The sequence below is a fragment of the Burkholderia sp. MSHR3999 genome, from assembly GCF_000833595.1.
GTDB lineage: Bacteria > Pseudomonadota > Gammaproteobacteria > Burkholderiales > Burkholderiaceae > Burkholderia > Burkholderia ubonensis.
Window position 1 is genome coordinate 623221 of the sequence record NZ_JRFO01000007.1, and the last position, 18030, is coordinate 641250.

An 18030-nucleotide genomic window follows, 5' to 3' on the forward strand; every position below is an offset into this window, starting at 1 on the left:
TCCTTGCCACGCCGACCGATGAGCGCCGATCCGCCACCGCCTTCCCGTACCGAGCCGCTCGAACTGGGCGGCGAGCTGTGGCTGCGCGCGGGCGCGCAGATGCTCGGCGGCTCGACGCGCATCGCGCTGCTGGCGGCGATCGGCGAGACCGGCTCGATCACGCGCGCCGCGAAGGCCGTCGGCATCAGCTACAAGGGCGCGTGGGAAGCGATCGACACGATGAACAATCTCGCCGGCGAGCCGCTCGTGCTGCGCGCCACCGGCGGCAAGGGCGGCGGCGGCACGACGCTGACGCCGCGCGCGGCGTCGCTGATCGCCGCGTTCCGGACGATCGAGCGCGAGCATCGCCGCTTCATCGATGCCGCGAGCGCGGCGGTGTCCGGCTTCGACGTCGACTGGGCGCTGATCGGGAGAATCGGCATGAAAACCAGCGCGCGCAATCAGCTGTTCGGGAAGGTCGCGTCGATCCGGCGCGGCGCCGTCAACGACGAAGTGGCGCTGACGCTGCCCGGCGGTCAGACGATCGTCGCGGTCGTCACGCATGAAAGCACCGAGGTGCTCGGCCTGCAGGTCGGCGCCGACGCCTGTGCGCTCGTCAAGGCGTCGTGGGTCATGCTCGCGGCCGACGACGGCGCGCCGGTCAGGGTGTCGGCGCGCAACCAGCTGCATGGCGCCGTCGAGACCGTGAAGGGCGGCGCGGTGAACAGCGAGGTGACGCTCGCGCTCGACGGCGGCGGGACGCTGACCGCGGTCGTGACGAACGACAGCGTCGACGCGCTGCAACTCGCCGCCGGGCGGCGGGCGATCGCGCTGTTCAAGGCGTCGAGCGTGATTCTTGCGGTGACGGGCTGAGGCCCGCGCCCGTTACACGCGTCCGTTACACGCGTCTGTTACACGCGTGTCGTTACACGACGCGCGTCGGCCACGCGGCGTGCGCGCTCGCCGTCCGCACGCGCCCGTCGCTCAGTTGCACGACCTGGTCGCCGAACGCGGCGACGTCGTCCGGATCGTGCGTGATCAGCACCATCGGAATGTCGAGCCGCGCCTGCAGCTCGGCGAGCTCGTGGCGCATCCGTTGGCGCATCGCGCCGTCGAGTGCCGCGAACGGCTCGTCGAGCAGCAGGATGCGCGGCTGCGCGATCAGCGCGCGCGCGAGCGCGACGCGCTGCTTCTGGCCGCCGGACAACTGCGCCGGATACTGGCTCGCGAGCGCTTCCAGCTCGAACGCGCGCAGCCAGTACGCGACTTCCGGCAGCAGCGACTTCGCGCGCGGATTGCGCAGCCCGGGCGTGAGCCCGAACGCGATGTTCTGGCGCACGTTCAGGTGCGGAAACAGCGCGTAGTCCTGGAACAGGTACGCGACCCGGCGCGCGCGGGTCGGGACGTCGATGCCGCGCGCGGTGTCGAACAGCGTCTCGCCGTCCAGCGCGATCGTGCCGGCGTCGGGCGTCAGCAGCCCCGCGATCGCCTGCAGCGTCAGGCTCTTGCCCGCGCCGGACGGCCCGAACAGCACGACGCGCTGCGACGTGGCCGCGAACGACACATCGAGCGCGAAGCGGCGCTCGGCGCTCGCGTAAATCTTGCGGATGTCGACGACGAGGCTCATGTCAGCCTCCGCGGGGCCGCCCCTTTGGGGGCCAGCGAGCAGGGCGAGCGTGGGGACCGTTTCATCTCAGCGCGCTCCGCTCAACGCGCGCGACGGCACGAGCCGGCCCGCCGCGAGCAGCACGACCACGCACGTGATCGACGTCACCAGCACGAGCAGGTTGGCGGTGCCGTCGTCGCCCGCCTGCACGGCCGCATAGACGGCGACCGACAGCGTCTGCGTGCGGCCGGGCAGGTTGCCCGCGATCATCAGCGTCGCGCCGAATTCGCCGAGCGCGCGTGCGAACGCGAGCAGCGCGCCCGCGAGGATGCCGCGCGCGGCGAGCGGCAGCGTCACGCGGAAGAACACCGCGGCTTCGCGGAGGCCGAGCGTGCGCGCGGCGCGCTCGAGCTGCGGATCGACGCCTTCGAACGCCGCGCGCGCGGACTTCAGGATCAGCGGGAACGCGACAACCATCGAAGCGATCACCGCGCCTTGCCACGTGAACACGAGCTGGATGCCGACCGAATCGAGCCATGCGCCGAACACGCCGCGCCGTCCGAGCAGCACGAGCAGGTAATAGCCGAGCACCGTCGGCGGCAGCACGAGCGGCAGCGTCAGCAGCGAGTCGACCACGTCGCGCGCGGGCGAGCGCCAGCGCGACAGCCCGAACGCGGCGGCGACGCCGAGCACGATGTCGAGCGCGGTTGCCCAGCCGGCTACCTTCAGAGACAGCAGCAGCGGAATCCACGCGTCATGCATGTCGCAACTCGCTTGTTACTTGCCGGCGGCCGGCTTGAAGCCGAACGTCGCGAGCACCGCCTGACCTTGCGGCGACGTGACGAAATCGACGAACGATTGCGCCTGCGCGGCATGACGGCTGTCCTTGACCACCGCGATCGGGTAGGTGATCGCGGTCTGGGTCGGCACCGTCAGCGCGACCTTCACGCGGCCGGGCATGACCGCCGCGTCGGTGCCGAACACGAAACCGGCGTCCACCTCGCCGCGCGCGACGTAATCGAGGCTCTGGCGCACGTTGGCCGCCAGCACGCCCTTCGCGCTGATCGCGTCCCAGACGCCCGCCGCACGCAGCGCGCCTTCGGTGTAGCGGCCGACCGGCACCGATGCCGGATCGCCGTACGCGACGCGCTTCACGCCAGGCGCGGCCAGGTCGCGCAGCGACGCCGGCGCGGGAGTGCGGCTGTCGGCCGGCACGATCAGCACGAGCGAGTTCGCGGCGAAATCGCGCCGCGTGCCGGGCGCGATCACTTTCTCGTCCGCCGCGCGGTCCATCGCCTTCTGGTCCGCGGACGCGAACACGTCGGCCGGCGCGCCCTTGACGATCTGCTGCATCAGCACGTCCGATGCACCGAAGTTGAACAGCACCTTGGTCTCCGGATGCTGTTTCTCGTACGCGTCGCCGACGGCCTTGAACGCATTCGTCAGGCTGGCGGCCGCCGACACGACCAGTTCGTCGGCGGCGCAGGCGGGCGCGTTGAGCGCGATGCCGGCGGCGAGCGCGGCGAGCGGCAGCAGGCGAATCAGGGTGCGACGGAGCGGGCGGACGGGTGAGCGCATGACGAATCTGGTTCGGATGACGGAAACCGTAATCGTAATATAGGGCGGGTTATAACGCTCGGCATAATGCACATGCGGCGAACGGCATGGTCACGTTGCGGAGCGGGAAGTGTGTGGGCCCGGCGGCGGCGACGTGTCGCGGGCTACGCGTGCAGCGCGCCGGGCAGTGAGTCGGTACGCTGCAGCGACGATGGCTGAGACGCGGGGCGGTAGTTCGGATTGGCCTTCCAGCGCGCGCGCACGAACGGCCGCTCGTGGCCGGACAGGTGCAGCGCGACCTGGGTCACCCAGCGATGCGACGGCACGGTGACGCCGTGCAGCGCGACGGTGACGAGCACGAGGCTTGCGATGACGGCCGGCGCCGACCAGCGGTGCGGCTCGGCGCGCCAGGAAGCGGCGATGAAGACCAGCGCGGCGAGCGCGCCGACGATGCAGCCCGTGACCGACTCGGACGGCGAATGCGCGGCGAGCGCGACGCGCGACACGCCGACCGCAACGCCCGCCGCCAGCCCGAGCGCGACGCCGAGCAGCCGCAGCGGCGTGCGCGCGCGGATCAGCGCCAGGAAGATCGCAACCGGATAGACCGACGTGGACAGCATCGCGTGGCCGCTGAAGCCGGTGAAATCCCACGTGCGGATGCCAATGCCCCAGCCGAGGAACGCGATCTTCGTGAGGGCGACGATGCCGATCGCGCACGCGAGGACCGCGAGCCATCCGGCCGCGCGTTGCCACGAATAGCCGAGTGCGAGCCAGACGGCGATCGTGATGGCGAGCGGCAGCGTCAGGCCGGCGCCACCGAACGCGGTGATCGAGATCCACAGGTGAGACGGCAGGTCGAACATCGGGGCAGGAGAGCAAGCAGGGGCGGGACGAATGCTTAATTAACGCGCGAGCCGGGGAGAGCGACTACAACGGATACAAGCGGCGAAACACCAGTATAGCGTCGCGTATGCATGGCGCCCGATTTTTGCGCGGGCGGGAACTCTCCCTGCGCAGGATAAATCCCACAAAGAGTGTTATTGTGCATTGCACAAACCCAGAACGATGCGCTCTTTGTAGCGTCCCCAATTTCTGACTGCGAGCCCGATCGATGACCAAAAGTCTGACGAAGATGTGGCTGGGCGGCATCAAACGCATGCTGTCCCCGCCCGCCAAAGGTGCGGCGCGCGGCGCGCAGCGCATGGCGCTCGACGTGATCGAAGCCGCCGCGCCGCCCGCCGCCGCCGATTTGCCGCCCGTGCGCGAGTCGCGGGTCCGGCCACGTGCGGCCGCGTGGGCGGCCGGCGAGTGGATGCGCGGCGAACATCCGATGGCGCCCGCGATCGGGCGCCTCGTCCAGCAGCTCGCGTACGCGCTGTACGTGCCGCTCGGCCGCCGGCGCGGCGGCATGCCGCTCGTCGTGATGCTGCACGGCTGCACGCAGACCGCCGACGGATTCGCGCAGGGCACCCGGATGAATCTGCTGGCCGACCGGTACGGATTCGCGGTGCTGTATCCGGAACAATCGCCGCGCGCGCATTCGCACGGCTGCTGGCACTGGTACGAGGACACCGACCGCGCGGGCCGCGGCGAGGCCCACGCGGTCGCGTCCCTCGTCGATGCGCTGGTCCACGAGCGCGGCTTCGACGCGTCGCGCGTCTACGTCGCCGGGCTGTCGGCCGGCGCGGGCCTTGCGTCGCTGCTCGCACTGCATTTCCCGGACCGCTTCGCGGCGATCGCGCTGCATTCCGGGCCGGCGTTCGGCGAAGCGAATTCCGGCATCACCGGGATGGACGTGATGCGGCGCGGCCTGCGCCAGAACCCGGTCGCGGCCGTGGACGCACTGATCAGCGCGAACGACGCGCATCCCGGCATGCCCGCGCTGATCGTGCACGGCGACGGCGATCGCGTGGTATCGCCGAAGAATGCCGATCAGCTTGCGATCCAGTTCCTGCGGCTGAATGGGCTCGCGGACAGCCGCGGCGCATTGCGGGGCGGCGAGCGGGTCGACATGCCCGAGCGCGGCGCGCAGATCCGCGACTATCGCCGCGGCGGCGCCTCCGTCGTCCGGCTGTGTCACGTCAAGGGGCTCGACCACGCGTGGGCGGGCGGCGACGAAGCCGTGCCGTTCCATGCGGCGGTCGGTCCTGACGCGAGCGAGATGATCTGGTCCTTCTTCGACGCCCATCGCCGCACTGTGGTGGCAGAACGACGCACCGTATGATCGGTGCTGGTCAGATGCTAGGGTTTTCCCTATAATTCGGGAAAACCCTAGTCCAAGACCTTTAGATTTGCGAGATCGATCATGTTCATGCTGAGCCGTCTGTTCCTGATGCTGACCAAGAATGCCGAGCAGGCCGCCAAAGAGCGCGCCGATGCTTACCTCGCCGGCGCTTCCGACCTGTATGACCTCGAGTTCCGCATGCGCAAGCTCGATCGCGAAGGCGTGTCGGGCCGTCCGTCCTGGATGACCGCGCGTTAATCGTCGTCGGGCGGGGCGCAACCCGCCATCCGATCCGGCATTGCGCAAAAAGGGCGCGTGCGGCATGCAAGCCGCACGCGCCCTTTTTGCATTTGGCGCCGCGGGCGTCAGACAGCCATCAAACGGCCGTCAGATGACCGTCAGGCGCACCGGCACGTTGTTGCGCGTCGCGTTCGAGTACGGGCACACCTGATGCGCCTTGTCGACGAGCGCCTGCGCGGCGGCCTTGTCGAGGCCCGGCAGCGACACGCGCAGTTCGACGTCGAGCGCGAACCCGCCCGCGTCGTTCGGGCCGATGCCGACTTCGGCGGTAACCTGCGTGTCGGCCGGGATCGCTTGCTTGCTCTGGCCGGCGACGAATTTCATCGCGCTCAGGAAGCAGGCCGAATAGCCTGCCGCGAACAGCTGCTCGGGATTCGTGCCCTCGGCGCCGGTGCCGCCCAGCTCGCGCGGCGCGGCGAGCTTCACTTCCAGCTTGTTGTCTGCGGATACTGCGCGGCCGTCGCGGCCGCCCGTGCTCGTTGCGCTCGTCTTGTACAGAATGTTCATGGTGCAGCTCCTGTCGGGATAGAGGGAAGCGGTCCGGTCAGATGCGTGACTACCGGCCACGGACAAAATATAGAACACAAATGATTTGTGTGCAAATTAAATTTCAAAAAAATTGCCCGGCGAGGCCGGGCTCGGAAGGTCAGCGGTCGTTGGAGGCCGCCAGCGCGTCGCGCAGCTGCTTCAGATCCGTGCGCAGCCGGACCAGGAATTCCGGCGTCTGCTGCATTGCGCAAAACAGGTCGGCGGGGACCGAGCGCGCCTTTTCCCTGAGCGCGCGGCCGTCCGTTGTCAGGCGCACGTTCACGACGCGCTCGTCGGCCGCGCTGCGCACGCGTTCGACGTAGCCGAGCGCTTCCAGCCGCTTGAGCAGCGGCGTGACCGTGGCCGGATCGAGATCGAGCCGGGCGGCGATGTCCTTGACCGCGATGTCGTCGCGTTCCCACAGCACGAGCATCGCGAGATATTGGGGATAGGTCAGCGACAGCTTGTCGAGCAGCGGCTTGTACGCTTTCGTCATCGCGTGCGAGGTCGAGTAGAGCGCGAAGCACAATTGCTCGTCGAGCGTCTGCGGCAGGGTGGGTGGGCGGTCCATGATGCGGCGTGCGGTGTCGGCGCAAAAGATTTGCATGCAAATGATTTTGCGCGCAAATGATTCGCTTGAACAGGGGAGCGAAGCCGGCGACGGATGCGCCGGCCGTGGGGGAGGATCAGCGGCCCGACGACGGCGTGACCGGCGCATTCGGCTCCTGCACGCCGAAGCAGCCGCGATAGGTCGCGTAGAACGAGCAATAGACCATCGCGCCGATGATGGCCATCAACACCGGCATCATGAGCTTGAGCGTATCGATGCCCGCGCCGACCGCCTGCAAGACCAGCGACAGGACGAGCGACGTGCCGAGCATGACGCCGAACCACACCAAGCCGTAGACGACGAACGCGCCCCGGTTGCGCCAGCAGCTGACGATGCTGAAGAACATCGCCTTCACGGGCGGGATGTCGTGCCATGCGCTGAGCACGGGCGCGAACCAGAACAGCATCGAGACGGGCACGTAGACCAGCGACGCGACCAGCAGCGAGAGGAGCGAGCCCGGCGGCACCACGAGCGCGTCCGGGCTCGTGTTCGTGCTTGCGTCGCTCGTTGCGCCGACCATCGCGTTCAACATCGCGCCGCTGTCCACCATCGCCGCCGCCGCGACCACGAGCACCATCGCCGCGACATAGATCGCGCCGAGCACCAGCAGCCGCTGGGTCGCGACGGCGCCGTAGGAATGGAAGCCGTCGACGAGAATCGTCGGCAGCACGTGCTTGCCGGCCACGGTGTCGCGGCACGCGGCCATGAAGCCGACCGCGAGGCCGGGAATGAGCAGCGGCGGCAGCGCCGCGCCGATCACGGGCACTCTCGATACGAGCGCAATGGCCAGCATGTACGTCACGAACAGCGTGATGAATGCCAGCGGGTTCCGGCGGAACAGCCAGATGCCTTGACGGAACCAGACGTAGCCGGTCTTCGCGGGAACTTCGATCAGTTGCATGCGGGTTGGGTCTCGGGAAGCGCGGGCATATGCGCGATACGCTCGCGCAGGATGCGTTCGAAATGGCCGGGATCGTGCGGCTTCAGCATTTCGGCCGCACGGGGCAGGTAGAAGTCATACAGGCGCGACACCCAGAAGCGGTACGCGCCGGCGCGCAGCATGTCGCCCCAGTGGCGGCGCTCCTCGGCCGTGAACGGCCGCACCGTCTGGTACGCGCGCAGCAGCGCGTCGGCGCGTGCGTGGTCGAGGACGCCCGTCGCGAGGTCGACGCACCAGTCGTTGACGGTCACCGCGACGTCGAACAGCCACTTGTCGCAGCCGGCGAAATAGAAGTCGAAGAAGCCGCCGAGCCGCACGTTGTGGCCCGTGTCCGGCGCCGCGTGCGCGAACAGCGCGTTGTCGCGGAACAGGTCGCAGTGGCACGGCCCGCCCGGCAGCGCCGCATAGTCGGCGGACGCGAAGAAGCGCGCCTGATGCGCGAGTTCGCCTTCCAGCAGCGCGAGCTGCCCGGCGTTCACGAACGGCGCGATCGCCGGCACGTTCTCCTGCCACCACGGCAGGCTGCGCAGGTTCGGCTGCGTGCGCGGATAGTCGCGGCCCGCAAGGTGCAGCCGCGCGAGCATCTGCCCGACCTCGATGCAGTGCTCGACGCCCGGCGCCAGCTCGGCCGCGCCGTCGAGCTTCGTGACGATCGCGGCCGGCTTGCCGTGCAGCTCGCCGAACAGCGCGCCGTCGTTGCGCGGGACCGGGTCCGGCACCGGCACGCCGTGGCCGGCCAGGTGGCGCATCAGGTCGAGATAGAACGGCAGTTGTTCGGCCGTGAGCTTCTCGAAGATCGTGAGGACGTATTCGCCGCGGGTCGTCGTCAGGAAGAAGTTGCTGTTCTCGATGCCGGACGGAATGCCGCGGAACGCGACGACGTCGCCCAGTGCGTAGTGGCGCATCCAGTGCGCGAGATCGGAGTCGGAAACAGCGGTGAATACAGCCATGCGAGATGCGTCGAGTCAGGTTGGGCGGGCACGCGTGCCGCGTGCGGCGCGAAAGGGAAGCGGGGAGAGCCCGTGCGCCGCCGCCGGGGCCGGCGCGGCGCGGGCGGAGCGTCAGTAGTGCAGGTTGATCGACGGCAGGCGCGTGATCGGAATGCTCGCGTCGTGCGGCTTCGGCGACGTGTCCGGCGACGCGCTCATCTGGTAGCGGGTGCCGAAGTTCGATTTCACGTCGATCTCGACGGGCTTGCCGCGATCGCGATACTCGGTGACTTCGGTGCCGTTCTTGCTTTTTTCATGGAAGCTCGGCGTGCGGCGGACGTCGGCGAAATCGACCTTCGACGTGACTTCGGCGCCGGGCCGGTTGATCTTCCGGAGATCCGGCAGGCCGGCGGCTTCGTTGGCGTCGGCCTGGGCCTGAGCATCGGCGCTCGGCGTGCCGCCGGCGGCGTGGGCGACGCTGGCGACGGCAAACGCGGCGGCAGCGGCGACGAGAATGAGCGGCTTCATTGTGACTCTCCCAATTAACTGCTCAATTTTAGCAAATACTGCGCGCTGTCCGGCTGTCGGCTTGGCGGGGCGCGACCGTCTGCGCGACAAGGTTCCGTGGTAATGTCGGCTGATCAGACGAGGTGATGAACATGAAGAACGATTTGAGCCGCAGACACCGGATGCTGACCCCGGAAAGCCCGCCCGTCGAGGGATTCGACGACCCGATCGCCGCCGTCGCCCGGCTGTCCGCGATCTACGAGGCCAACGCCGGCTTCCTGCGCGACGCCTTCGCGCGCTATCGACGCCACGAACCGATCACCGAGCGCGTGCGCGCATGCTATCCGTTCGTGCGCGTTCGCACCGAGGTCAACACGCACGTCGATTCGCGCCGCTCGTACGGCTTCGTCGCCGGCCCGGGCGTGTTCGAGACGACGGTGACCCGCCCCGATCTTTTTGCGAACTACTATCGCGAGCAACTGCGGCTGCTTGCGAAGAACCACCAGGTCAAGATCGAGGTCGGCGTGTCGTCGCAGCCGATTCCGATCCACTTCGCGTTCCCCGAAGGCATCCACCTCGAAGGCGAGCTCGACCGCGACAGCCTGCTCGCGATGCGCGACGTGTTCGACACGCCCGACCTGTCGTATCTCGACGACCGCATCGTGAACGGCACGTTCGAGCCGGCGCCGGGCGAGCCGCATCCGCTCGCGCTGTTCACGGCCGCGCGGGTCGACTTCTCGCTGCACCGGCTGCGCCACTACACTGCGACGTCGCCGACGCACTTCCAGAACTACGTGCTCTACACGAATTACCAGTTCTACATCGACGAGTTCGTGAAGCTCGGCCGCACGATGATGACGGAAAGCGACGATCCCGAGGTGCGCGCGTACCGCAGCCAGTACAGCGCGTTCGTCGAGCCGGGCGATGTCATCACGTACAACGAGAACCTCGGCAGCGAGCCGTCGGAAGGCGCTGCGCCGCCGCGTCTGCCGCAGATGCCCGCCTACCACCTGAAGCGCGCGGACGGCAGCGGGATCACGATGGTCAACATCGGCGTCGGCCCGTCGAACGCGAAGACGATCACCGATCACATCGCGGTGCTGCGTCCGCATGCGTGGGTGATGCTCGGCCACTGCGCGGGCCTGCGCAACACGCAGCGCCTCGGTGACTACGTGCTCGCGCACGGCTATGTGCGCGAGGATCACGTGCTGGATGCCGACCTGCCGCTGTGGGTGCCGATTCCGGCGCTCGCCGAAGTGCAGCTTGCGCTCGAGCGCGGGGTCGCGGACGTCACGCGGCTCGACGGCGCGGAACTGAAGCGCGTGATGCGAACCGGCACGGTCGCGAGCGTCGACAACCGCAACTGGGAGTTGCGCGATCATCGCGAGCCGGTGCAACGCCTGTCGCAAAGCCGCGCGATCGCGCTCGACATGGAAAGCGCGACGATCGCGGCGAACGGCTTCCGCTTCCGCGTGCCGTACGGCACGCTGCTGTGCGTGTCCGACAAGCCGCTGCACGGCGAGCTGAAGCTGCCGGGGATGGCCGATCAGTTCTATCGCGCGCAGGTCGACCAGCATCTGCAGATCGGCGTAAGGGCGATGGAGATCCTGCGGACCAACGGGCTCGACAAGCTGCATAGCCGCAAACTGCGGAGCTTTGCGGAAGTGGCGTTCCAGTAACGGCGGACGCACCGGCATTCCGACCGCGCAATGACGAAGGCCGCTCGCGAACCTCGGTTCGCGAGCGGCCTTGTTGCTGGAGCACCGGGCGCGCACGGCGCCCGGGCGTCAACGGCGACTCAGCACTCGCCCTTCTTCGCGTGTCCCGGCGGGCAGTGGTAGCCGCCGTGGCCGCGATGGCGCTCGTGATCTTCCCATTCGCGGCGTTCCCAATAGCGGCGGCCGTCCCAGTAGCGGTCGCCGTGCCAGCCGATCACGACCGCGGGCGCCGGCGCGACCACGACGGGCGCAGGGGCAACGACGACCGGGGCGGGCGTGCCGATGTTCACGTCGACGTTCACGGCATGGGCGATGCCGGACAGCGAGATGCCGAGACCTGCGAGGGCGGCGGCGAGCAGCGAGCGTTTCATGTTGTTTTCCCGAATGGTGTGGAGATCGCGGGCGACGAAGCGGATCGCCGGAGGCAGCGGACCTGTTCCGAGCCGCAATGCGCACCGCTGGATCGCAGTGTGCCGTTGCACTGTGGGAAAAGCGAGCAGGTTCTGTTACCGCAGATTGACGGAGCGTCGCCGACGCGGGGCCGGGCGGGATCAGGTGATTTGACAATGGCGCGCGGCAACGCTGCATTTGCTGTAGCGCAGCATGCGGCGAACGGCAGCCGGATTTGACGTTTTCGCGCCGAACGGCTTCGCGCGGCGTTACAAAATGACGCAAATCGCCCGCTGCCGGGCGCGGCGTGGCGGGCGACCACCATGCCGCGCGTGCCCGGCGAGCCCCGGTAGCGAGGCTCGGGCCGGGCGATTTACAGGTAGAACATCCGGTCTTCTTCCGGACGCGGCGGATGCGCTTCCTCGCCTTCCTCTTCGCCGCGGTCCTCGTAGAATGCGAGCACGGCGTCGAGCACCTGGTCGGGATCGTCGATCACCTGCATCAGGTCCATGTCTTCCGCATTGATGAGGCCGTTCGGGATCATCTGGTCGCGGAACCACTGCAGCAGCCCCTGCCAGAACGTGCTGCCGACGAGGATGATCGGCACGAGGCGCGACTTCTTCGTCTGGATCAGCGTGAGCACTTCGGACAGCTCGTCGAGCGTGCCGAAACCGCCCGGCATCACGATCACCGCATCGGAATTCTTCACGAACGTGACCTTGCGCGTGAAGAAGTGGCGGAAGCGCAGCGAGATGTCCTGATAGTGGTTGCCGGCCTGCTCATGCGGCAGCTCGATGTTGAGGCCGACCGACGGCGCCTTGCCGGCGTGCGCGCCCTTGTTCGCCGCTTCCATGATGCCGGGGCCGCCGCCGGAGATCACCGCGAAGCCGGCGTCGGACAGCTTGCGCGCGATCTGCACCGCGAGCTTGTAGTGCGGCGTATCGGGCTTGAGACGGGCAGAACCGTAGATGCTGACGGCCGGGCGGATCTCCGACAGGTACTCGGTCGCCTCGATAAACTCTGCCATAATCGTGAACATCTGCCACGATGCGCGCGCCTTCTTGGCGGTCGCGCGTTCTTGATCTGCGAGCGAACGCAGACTCGGAATCACTTTTCTCTTGTTCATAATGCCTGAAGAACGAAATCTGGAAGGTAAGACCCTGCTATTGGTTGACGGTTCGAGCTATCTGTATCGGGCTTACCATGCGATGCCTGATTTGCGTGGCCCTGGCGGGGAGCCGACCGGAGCGCTCTACGGAATCATCAACATGCTGCGCCGTATGCGCAAGGAAGTCAGTGCAGAGTATAGCGCTTGCGTGTTCGATGCAAAGGGCAAGACGTTCCGCGATGACCTCTATGCCGACTATAAGGCAAACCGCCCGTCGATGCCGCCCGATCTCGCGTTGCAGGTCGAGCCGATCCATGGCGCCGTGCGCGCGCTCGGCTGGCCGCTGCTGATGGTCGAGGGCGTCGAAGCCGACGACGTGATCGGCACGCTCGCGCGCGAAGCCGAGCGGCACGGGATGAAGGTGGTCGTGTCGACGGGCGACAAGGATCTCGCGCAGCTCGTCACCGATCGCGTCACGCTCGTCAACACGATGACCAACGAGATACTCGACCGCGACGGCGTGACCGCGAAGTTCGGCGTGCCGCCGGAGCGGATCGTCGACTACCTGGCGCTGATCGGCGACACCGTCGACAACGTGCCGGGCGTCGAAAAGTGCGGGCCGAAGACGGCCGTGAAGTGGCTGACGCAGTACGACAGCCTCGACGGCGTGATCGAGCACGCGGGCGAGATCAAGGGCGTCGTCGGCGACAACCTGCGCCGCGCGCTCGACTTCCTGCCGCTCGGCCGCAAGCTCGTGACCGTTGAGACCGCCTGCGATCTCGCGCCGCACCTCGAATCGATCGAGGCGACGCTCGCGACCGACGGCGAGGCGCGCGAGCTGCTGCGCGACATCTTCGCGCGCTACGGTTTCAAGACGTGGCTGCGCGAGATCGACATCGCGCTCGAGCAAAGCGGCGACGCCGATGCGGCGGAAGGCGAGCCGGCGCCGGTCGTGACGGCGGGCGCCGTCCGCGAATACGACACGATCCAGACCTGGGCGCAATTCGACGCATGGTTCGCGAAGATCGACGCGGCCGCGCTGACCGCGTTCGACACCGAGACGACGTCGCTCGACCCGATGGTTGCGCGGCTCGTCGGCCTGTCGTTCTCGGTCGAGCCCGGCAAGGCCGCCTACCTGCCGGTCGCGCACCGCGGCCCCGACCTGCCCGAGCAACTGCCGCTCGACGACGTGCTTGCACGCCTGAAGCCGTGGCTCGAATCGGCCGATCGCAAGAAGGTCGGCCAGCACCTGAAGTACGACGCGCAGGTGCTCGCGAACTACGGGATCGAACTGAACGGCATCGAGCACGACACGCTGCTCGAATCGTACGTGCTCGAATCGCACCGCACGCACGACATGGACAGCCTCGCGCTGCGTCATCTGGGCGTCAAGACGATCAAGTATGAAGACGTCGCGGGCAAGGGCGCGAAGCAGATCGGCTTCGACGAAGTCGCGCTCGCGCAGGCCGCCGAATACGCGGCCGAAGACGCGGACATCACGCTGCAGCTGCATCACGCGTTGTACCCGCAGGTCGCGCGCGAACCGGGCCTCGAGCGCGTGTACCGCGAGATCGAGATGCCGGTGTCGATCGTGCTGCGCAAGATGGAGCGCACGGGCGTGCTGATCGACGACGCGCGCCTGCAGGCGCAGAGCACCGAAATTGCGACGCGCCTCATCGAGCTTGAAGCGCAGGCGTACGAACTGGCCGGAGGCGAATTCAATCTCGGTTCGCCGAAGCAGATCGGCCAGATCTTCTTCGAGAAGCTGCAGCTGCCGGTCGTGAAGAAGACGCCGAGCGGCGCGCCGTCGACCGATGAAGAGGTGCTGCAGAAGCTCGCGGAGGATTATCCGCTGCCGAAGCTGCTGCTCGAGCATCGCGGGCTGTCGAAGCTGAAGTCGACCTATACCGACAAGCTGCCGCGGATGGTCAACCCGGAAACGGGGCGCGTGCACACGAACTATGCGCAGGCTGTCGCGGTCACGGGCCGCCTCGCGTCGAACGATCCCAATCTTCAGAACATTCCGGTGCGCACCGCCGAAGGCCGGCGGATTCGCGAGGCGTTCATCGCGTCGCCGGGCCACCAGATCGTGTCGGCCGATTATTCGCAGATCGAACTGCGGATCATGGCGCACATCTCGGGCGACGCGTCGCTGCTGCGCGCGTTCTCGAACGGCGAGGACATCCACCGCGCGACTGCGGCGGAAGTGTTCGGCGTGACGCCGCTCGAAGTGACGACCGACCAGCGCCGGATCGCGAAGGTGATCAACTTCGGGCTCATCTACGGGATGAGTTCGTTCGGGCTCGCGTCGAACCTCGGCATCACGCGCGATGCGGCGAAGCTGTACATCGACCGGTATTTCGCGCGCTACCCGGGCGTCGCGCAATACATGGAGGACACGCGCGCGATCGCGAAGGAGAAGGGCTACGTCGAAACCGTTTTCGGCCGCCGTCTGTGGCTGCCGGAGATCAACGGCGGCAACGGTCCACGCCGCCAGGCGGCCGAGCGCGCGGCGATCAACGCGCCGATGCAGGGCACCGCGGCCGACCTGATCAAGCTGTCGATGATCGCGGTGGACGACTGGCTCACGCGCGACGGCCTCGCGTCGCGGATGATCATGCAGGTGCACGACGAACTGGTGCTCGAGGTGCCCGAGGCCGAGCTGCCGCGCGTGCGCGAGAAACTGCCGGAAATGATGTGCGGCGTCGCGAAGCTGAAGGTGCCGCTCGTCGCCGAGGTCGGCGCCGGCGCGAACTGGGAAGAGGCCCACTGACCGGCGCCGCTACGCGCCCCCTGTGACCTGCGACATATTGTTGCAGAGGCGTCACTTCTTGAAACTGTTTGCTTGTGGTCAACGCGCAGGCTCCCGGACAATGCATGTCAGGCATCGCCTGACGGCGAAGCGCGGCGCGCTTCGTGCGCCAGGAGCGGGCGCGCGGATGTCGTTCGAACTGCACATCAATGATGTTCGAACTGGTTCGCCACGGAGTCGCCCAGCCGCGATCGGTATCGCGCGGCCGAGGCCGGTTTTGAACAGCAAGGGGGAATCAGATGCATCGGATCATCATCGTAGGCGGGGGCGCGGGCGGCCTGGAACTGGCGACACGGCTCGGCGATCGGTATGGCGCGCGCGGCAACCGTCCCGCGCAGACGCTCGTCACGCTCGTCGATCGTTATCCGACGCACATCTGGAAGCCGCTGCTGCATGAGGTGGCGGCCGGCAGCATGGATCCCTTCACGCAGGAGCTCGAATATGCGGCGCAGGCGCGCTGGCACGGCTTCGAGTTCCAGCAGGGCGAACTGGTCGGCCTCGATCGCGCGACGAAGCGGATCACGCTGTCGCCCGTCAACGACAGCGACGGCGCGGAACTGCTGCCGCAGCGCACGCTCGACTATGACACCCTCGTGATCGCGATCGGCAGCACGACGCACTTCTTCGGCGTGCAGGGCGCGCAGGAGAATGCGATCGCGCTCGACACCGTCGCGGAGGCAGAGCGGTTCCGCAAGCGGCTAATCGCCGCGTGCATGCGCGCCGAGCATCAGAATCCCGCGCCGGTGGAGGTGTCGGGCGACCCGTCGGCGCCGGCCGAGCCGCGCATCCAGGTGGCGATCGTCGGCGGCGGCGCGACCGGCGTCGAGCTGTCGGCGGAACTGCGCAATACCGCGCAGGTGCTGTCCGCGTACGGCCTGCACAAGCTCGACCCGCGGCACGACGTCGGCATCGTGCTGATCGAATCCGGCCCGCGGATTCTCCCGGCGCTGCAGGAGCGCGTGTCGACCGCGACGGCCGAGCTGCTCGAAAAGCTCGGCGTGCGGCTGATGTTGAGCGAGCGCGTGACTGAAGTCGCGCCGGGCGTCGTGCGCACTGCAAGCGGCAAGTCCGTGCGCGCCGACCTGACCGTCTGGGCGGCCGGCATCAAGGCGCCGGCCGTGCTGGCGCGGCTCGACGGCCTGCAGGTCAACAAGCTCGGCCAGCTGGACGTGCGCCGCACGCTGCAGGCCGCCAATGACGACAACGTGTTCGCGCTCGGCGATTGTGCCGCATGCGCGTGGCCCGGCAACGAACGCAACGTGCCGCCGCGCGCGCAGGCCGCGCACCAGCAGGCGAGCTTCCTGCTCAAGGCGATCGGGTGCAAGCTGGAGGGGCGGCCGCTGCCCGAGTTCACCTATCGCGACTTCGGCTCGCTCGTGTCGCTCGGCCACTTCAGCGCGGTGGGCAATCTGATGGGCGGGCTGATCGGCGGCAACATGCTAATCGAAGGGCTGTTCGCGCGCTTCATGTACATGTCGCTGTACCGGCTGCACATCGCGGCGTTGCACGGCTATCCGCGGATGATGCTCGATACCGTCGCGCACTGGCTGCGGCGTACGACGCTGCCGCGCGTCAAGCTGCACTGACGCGCGGCGTGATGCGGTCCTGGCGGGCGGGGAATGCGCGACGAGCGGATTCCCCGCCCGCCGCCGTTTGAGGGCGTACGCGCGCGGCCGGCTTCAGTCGTTCCGGCGACGCGTGCCGAGTGCGTCGAGCCTGATCGGGCGATACGTCGATTGCACGTATCGAGATGGTCTCTTGCGTTCGGACAGTTGACGTGACAACCGATTATTGGGCATCGTGTGCGGGTTTCCGCTTGCGGCGTGTGCCAACAACCGCAGCGCCCGCGTCGTGGGCCGGCGCGATGCCCCGTCATGTCGAAGCCGTCGTCGGCGTGATGGCGGCGCTCAATCGAGGAGTGCATTCATGTTGAAACCCGAAGTCGACAGCCTGGTTCCCCACGTTCCGTTTTCGCGCCGCAAGTTCATGCAGGCTACGCTCGGCGGCGCCTTCGCGGCGGCGGTGCTGCCCGTGTCGGCGCAGACGATCATGACCGACAGCGCCGGGCTGGACGCCGGCGCCATCGAGATTCGTTCGGGCGACTCGAGCGTGCCGGCCTATCGCGCGCAGCCGGCGGACAAGACCAATCTGCCCGTGGTGATCGTGATTCACGAGATCTTTGGCGTGCATGCGCACATCGCCGACATCTGCCGCCGCTTCGCGAAGCTCGGCTATCTGGCGATCGCGCCCGACCTGTTCGCGCGGCAGGGCGATGCGTCGAAGTATCCGACGATCAAGGAACTCGTCGACCACGTCGTCAGCAAGGTGCCGGACCGGCAGGTGACCGAGGATCTCGATGCGACGCTCGCGTGGGCGGGCAAGAACGGCGGCGACCTGGCGCGCGTCGGCGTGACGGGGTTCTGCTGGGGCGGCCGTCAGGCGTGGCTGTATGCGGAGCACAATCCGAGCGTGCGCGCGGCGATCGCGTGGTACGGGTTCGTCGAAGGCAAGACCGACGAGATGACGCCGTTCAATCCGGTCGATCATGCGTCGATGCTCAAGGTGCCCGTGCTCGGCCTGTACGGGGAGAAGGACGCGAACATCACGCAGGCATCGCTTGCGGACATGCGTGCGCAGATCCGGAAGAGCGACTCGAAGCTTGCGCGCGAGTCGGAGATCGTCGTGTATCCCGATGCGGGCCACGCGTTCTTCGCTGATTACCGGCCGAGCTATGTGAAGGCCGATGCCGAGGACGGCTGGAAGCGCGCGATCGCGTGGTTCCGCAAGTATGGCGTGATGTAAACGAAACGCGGCGGCCGAGG

Annotated in this window: 18 protein-coding genes; 7 read left to right on the top strand and 11 right to left on the bottom strand. The window is 67.8% G+C overall.

Translation table 11 applies throughout. The annotated features are described in order from the left end of the window. The first annotated feature begins 18 nt into the window (after positions 1-18). Positions 19-852, top strand: coding sequence for a TOBE domain-containing protein (locus tag KY49_RS26280; RefSeq protein ID WP_042587361.1), 834 nt, complete (start codon positions 19-21; stop codon positions 850-852). A gap of 52 nt (positions 853-904) precedes the next feature. Here the strand turns inward: KY49_RS26280 and KY49_RS26285 are convergent, their stop codons facing one another. The 4 genes from KY49_RS26285 to KY49_RS26300 all read right to left on the bottom strand — a co-directional run bounded on the left by KY49_RS26285 (position 905) and on the right by KY49_RS26300 (position 4005). Beyond that, a complete protein-coding gene (locus KY49_RS26285; RefSeq protein WP_042587362.1) occupies positions 905-1606 on the bottom strand; it encodes a sulfate/molybdate ABC transporter ATP-binding protein in 702 nt (233 codons plus the stop codon). Between the two features lie 66 nt (positions 1607-1672). Beyond that, positions 1673-2347, bottom strand: a complete 675-nt coding sequence (gene modB, locus KY49_RS26290; protein WP_042587363.1) for a molybdate ABC transporter permease subunit — start codon at positions 2345-2347, stop codon at positions 1673-1675. A 15-nt stretch (positions 2348-2362) separates the two neighbouring features. Then, positions 2363-3163 (bottom strand): molybdate ABC transporter substrate-binding protein, encoded by an 801-nt coding sequence (gene modA, locus KY49_RS26295; RefSeq protein WP_042587364.1) that lies wholly within the window; start codon positions 3161-3163, stop codon positions 2363-2365. A gap of 143 nt (positions 3164-3306) precedes the next feature. Then, the gene (locus tag KY49_RS26300) at positions 3307-4005 is read right to left on the bottom strand and encodes a phosphatase PAP2 family protein (RefSeq protein ID WP_042587365.1); all 699 of its coding nucleotides are present in this window, start codon (positions 4003-4005) and stop codon (positions 3307-3309) included. 248 nt (positions 4006-4253) lie between these two features. Here KY49_RS26300 and KY49_RS26305 point away from each other — a divergent pair, with 248 nt between their 5' ends. Next, positions 4254-5366: an extracellular catalytic domain type 1 short-chain-length polyhydroxyalkanoate depolymerase gene (locus tag KY49_RS26305; protein ID WP_042587366.1), complete on the top strand. Its 1113-nt coding sequence runs from the start codon at positions 4254-4256 to the stop codon at positions 5364-5366. A gap of 81 nt (positions 5367-5447) precedes the next feature. After that, positions 5448-5624 carry a DUF3563 family protein gene (locus KY49_RS36305; protein WP_010089117.1) on the top strand — a complete coding sequence of 59 codons (177 nt, stop codon included), beginning with the start codon at positions 5448-5450 and terminating at the stop codon, positions 5622-5624. 129 nt (positions 5625-5753) lie between these two features. Here KY49_RS36305 and KY49_RS26310 read toward each other — a convergent pair whose 3' ends face one another. The 5 genes from KY49_RS26310 to KY49_RS26330 all read right to left on the bottom strand — a co-directional run bounded on the left by KY49_RS26310 (position 5754) and on the right by KY49_RS26330 (position 9201). Further along, positions 5754-6173, bottom strand: coding sequence for an organic hydroperoxide resistance protein (locus KY49_RS26310; protein WP_010089118.1), 420 nt, complete (start codon positions 6171-6173; stop codon positions 5754-5756). Positions 6174-6312: 139 nt separating this feature from the next. Then, positions 6313-6765: a MarR family winged helix-turn-helix transcriptional regulator gene (locus KY49_RS26315; protein WP_042588749.1), complete on the bottom strand. Its 453-nt coding sequence runs from the start codon at positions 6763-6765 to the stop codon at positions 6313-6315. Between the two features lie 115 nt (positions 6766-6880). Continuing rightward, positions 6881-7705, bottom strand: coding sequence for a BPSS1780 family membrane protein (locus KY49_RS26320; RefSeq protein WP_042587367.1), 825 nt, complete (start codon positions 7703-7705; stop codon positions 6881-6883). Then, positions 7696-8694 carry a homoserine kinase gene (locus tag KY49_RS26325; protein ID WP_042587368.1) on the bottom strand — a complete coding sequence of 333 codons (999 nt, stop codon included), beginning with the start codon at positions 8692-8694 and terminating at the stop codon, positions 7696-7698. The genes KY49_RS26320 and KY49_RS26325 overlap by 10 nt, the downstream gene beginning before the upstream one ends. Before the next feature lie 111 nt (positions 8695-8805). Beyond that, positions 8806-9201, bottom strand: coding sequence for a hypothetical protein (locus KY49_RS26330; protein ID WP_042587369.1), 396 nt, complete (start codon positions 9199-9201; stop codon positions 8806-8808). 131 nt (positions 9202-9332) lie between these two features. On the opposite strand from KY49_RS26330, the gene KY49_RS26335 reads away from it, so the two are divergent. Beyond that, positions 9333-10859: an AMP nucleosidase gene (locus KY49_RS26335; protein WP_042588750.1), complete on the top strand. Its 1527-nt coding sequence runs from the start codon at positions 9333-9335 to the stop codon at positions 10857-10859. Between the two features lie 119 nt (positions 10860-10978). Here the strand turns inward: KY49_RS26335 and KY49_RS26340 are convergent, their stop codons facing one another. Further along, positions 10979-11269, bottom strand: coding sequence for a hypothetical protein (locus KY49_RS26340; protein WP_042587370.1), 291 nt, complete (start codon positions 11267-11269; stop codon positions 10979-10981). 392 nt (positions 11270-11661) lie between these two features. Next, a complete protein-coding gene (locus KY49_RS26345; RefSeq protein ID WP_042587371.1) occupies positions 11662-12414 on the bottom strand; it encodes a TIGR00730 family Rossman fold protein in 753 nt (250 codons plus the stop codon). 1 nt (position 12415) lies between these two features. Between KY49_RS26345 and polA the strand changes: the two genes are divergently transcribed. From polA to KY49_RS26360, 3 genes are all read left to right on the top strand, one after another. Then, entirely contained in the window at positions 12416-15169 is a 2754-nt protein-coding gene (polA, locus tag KY49_RS26350; RefSeq protein WP_042587372.1) for a DNA polymerase I, read from the top strand. A gap of 278 nt (positions 15170-15447) precedes the next feature. Next, positions 15448-16794 carry an NAD(P)/FAD-dependent oxidoreductase gene (locus KY49_RS26355; protein WP_042587373.1) on the top strand — a complete coding sequence of 449 codons (1347 nt, stop codon included), beginning with the start codon at positions 15448-15450 and terminating at the stop codon, positions 16792-16794. Between the two features lie 340 nt (positions 16795-17134). Further along, the gene (locus KY49_RS26360; protein WP_042587374.1) at positions 17135-18010 is read left to right on the top strand and encodes a dienelactone hydrolase family protein; all 876 of its coding nucleotides are present in this window, start codon (positions 17135-17137) and stop codon (positions 18008-18010) included. Positions 18011-18030: the final 20 nt, after the last annotated feature.

What these genes read in the sequence shown, in the direction of transcription:
- KY49_RS26360 (WP_042587374.1), top strand. Translation starts at nt 17,135, where the DNA reads ATGTTGAAACCCGAAGTCGACAGCCTGGTTCCCCACGTTCCGTTTTCG.
- KY49_RS36305 (WP_010089117.1), top strand. Translation starts at nt 5,448, where the DNA reads ATGTTCATGCTGAGCCGTCTGTTCCTGATGCTGACCAAGAATGCCGAG.
- KY49_RS26345 (WP_042587371.1), bottom strand. Translation starts at nt 12,414, where the DNA reads ATGAACAAGAGAAAAGTGATTCCGAGTCTGCGTTCGCTCGCAGATCAA.
- KY49_RS26305 (WP_042587366.1), top strand. Translation starts at nt 4,254, where the DNA reads ATGACCAAAAGTCTGACGAAGATGTGGCTGGGCGGCATCAAACGCATG.
- KY49_RS26285 (WP_042587362.1), bottom strand. Translation starts at nt 1,606, where the DNA reads ATGAGCCTCGTCGTCGACATCCGCAAGATTTACGCGAGCGCCGAGCGC.
- KY49_RS26320 (WP_042587367.1), bottom strand. Translation starts at nt 7,705, where the DNA reads ATGCAACTGATCGAAGTTCCCGCGAAGACCGGCTACGTCTGGTTCCGT.
- modA (WP_042587364.1), bottom strand. Translation starts at nt 3,163, where the DNA reads ATGCGCTCACCCGTCCGCCCGCTCCGTCGCACCCTGATTCGCCTGCTG.
- KY49_RS26355 (WP_042587373.1), top strand. Translation starts at nt 15,448, where the DNA reads ATGCATCGGATCATCATCGTAGGCGGGGGCGCGGGCGGCCTGGAACTG.
- modB (WP_042587363.1), bottom strand. Translation starts at nt 2,347, where the DNA reads ATGCATGACGCGTGGATTCCGCTGCTGCTGTCTCTGAAGGTAGCCGGC.
- KY49_RS26330 (WP_042587369.1), bottom strand. Translation starts at nt 9,201, where the DNA reads ATGAAGCCGCTCATTCTCGTCGCCGCTGCCGCCGCGTTTGCCGTCGCC.
- polA (WP_042587372.1), top strand. Translation starts at nt 12,416, where the DNA reads ATGCCTGAAGAACGAAATCTGGAAGGTAAGACCCTGCTATTGGTTGAC.
- KY49_RS26280 (WP_042587361.1), top strand. Translation starts at nt 19, where the DNA reads ATGAGCGCCGATCCGCCACCGCCTTCCCGTACCGAGCCGCTCGAACTG.
- KY49_RS26315 (WP_042588749.1), bottom strand. Translation starts at nt 6,765, where the DNA reads ATGGACCGCCCACCCACCCTGCCGCAGACGCTCGACGAGCAATTGTGC.
- KY49_RS26335 (WP_042588750.1), top strand. Translation starts at nt 9,333, where the DNA reads ATGAAGAACGATTTGAGCCGCAGACACCGGATGCTGACCCCGGAAAGC.
- KY49_RS26300 (WP_042587365.1), bottom strand. Translation starts at nt 4,005, where the DNA reads ATGTTCGACCTGCCGTCTCACCTGTGGATCTCGATCACCGCGTTCGGT.
- KY49_RS26340 (WP_042587370.1), bottom strand. Translation starts at nt 11,269, where the DNA reads ATGAAACGCTCGCTGCTCGCCGCCGCCCTCGCAGGTCTCGGCATCTCG.
- KY49_RS26325 (WP_042587368.1), bottom strand. Translation starts at nt 8,694, where the DNA reads ATGGCTGTATTCACCGCTGTTTCCGACTCCGATCTCGCGCACTGGATG.
- KY49_RS26310 (WP_010089118.1), bottom strand. Translation starts at nt 6,173, where the DNA reads ATGAACATTCTGTACAAGACGAGCGCAACGAGCACGGGCGGCCGCGAC.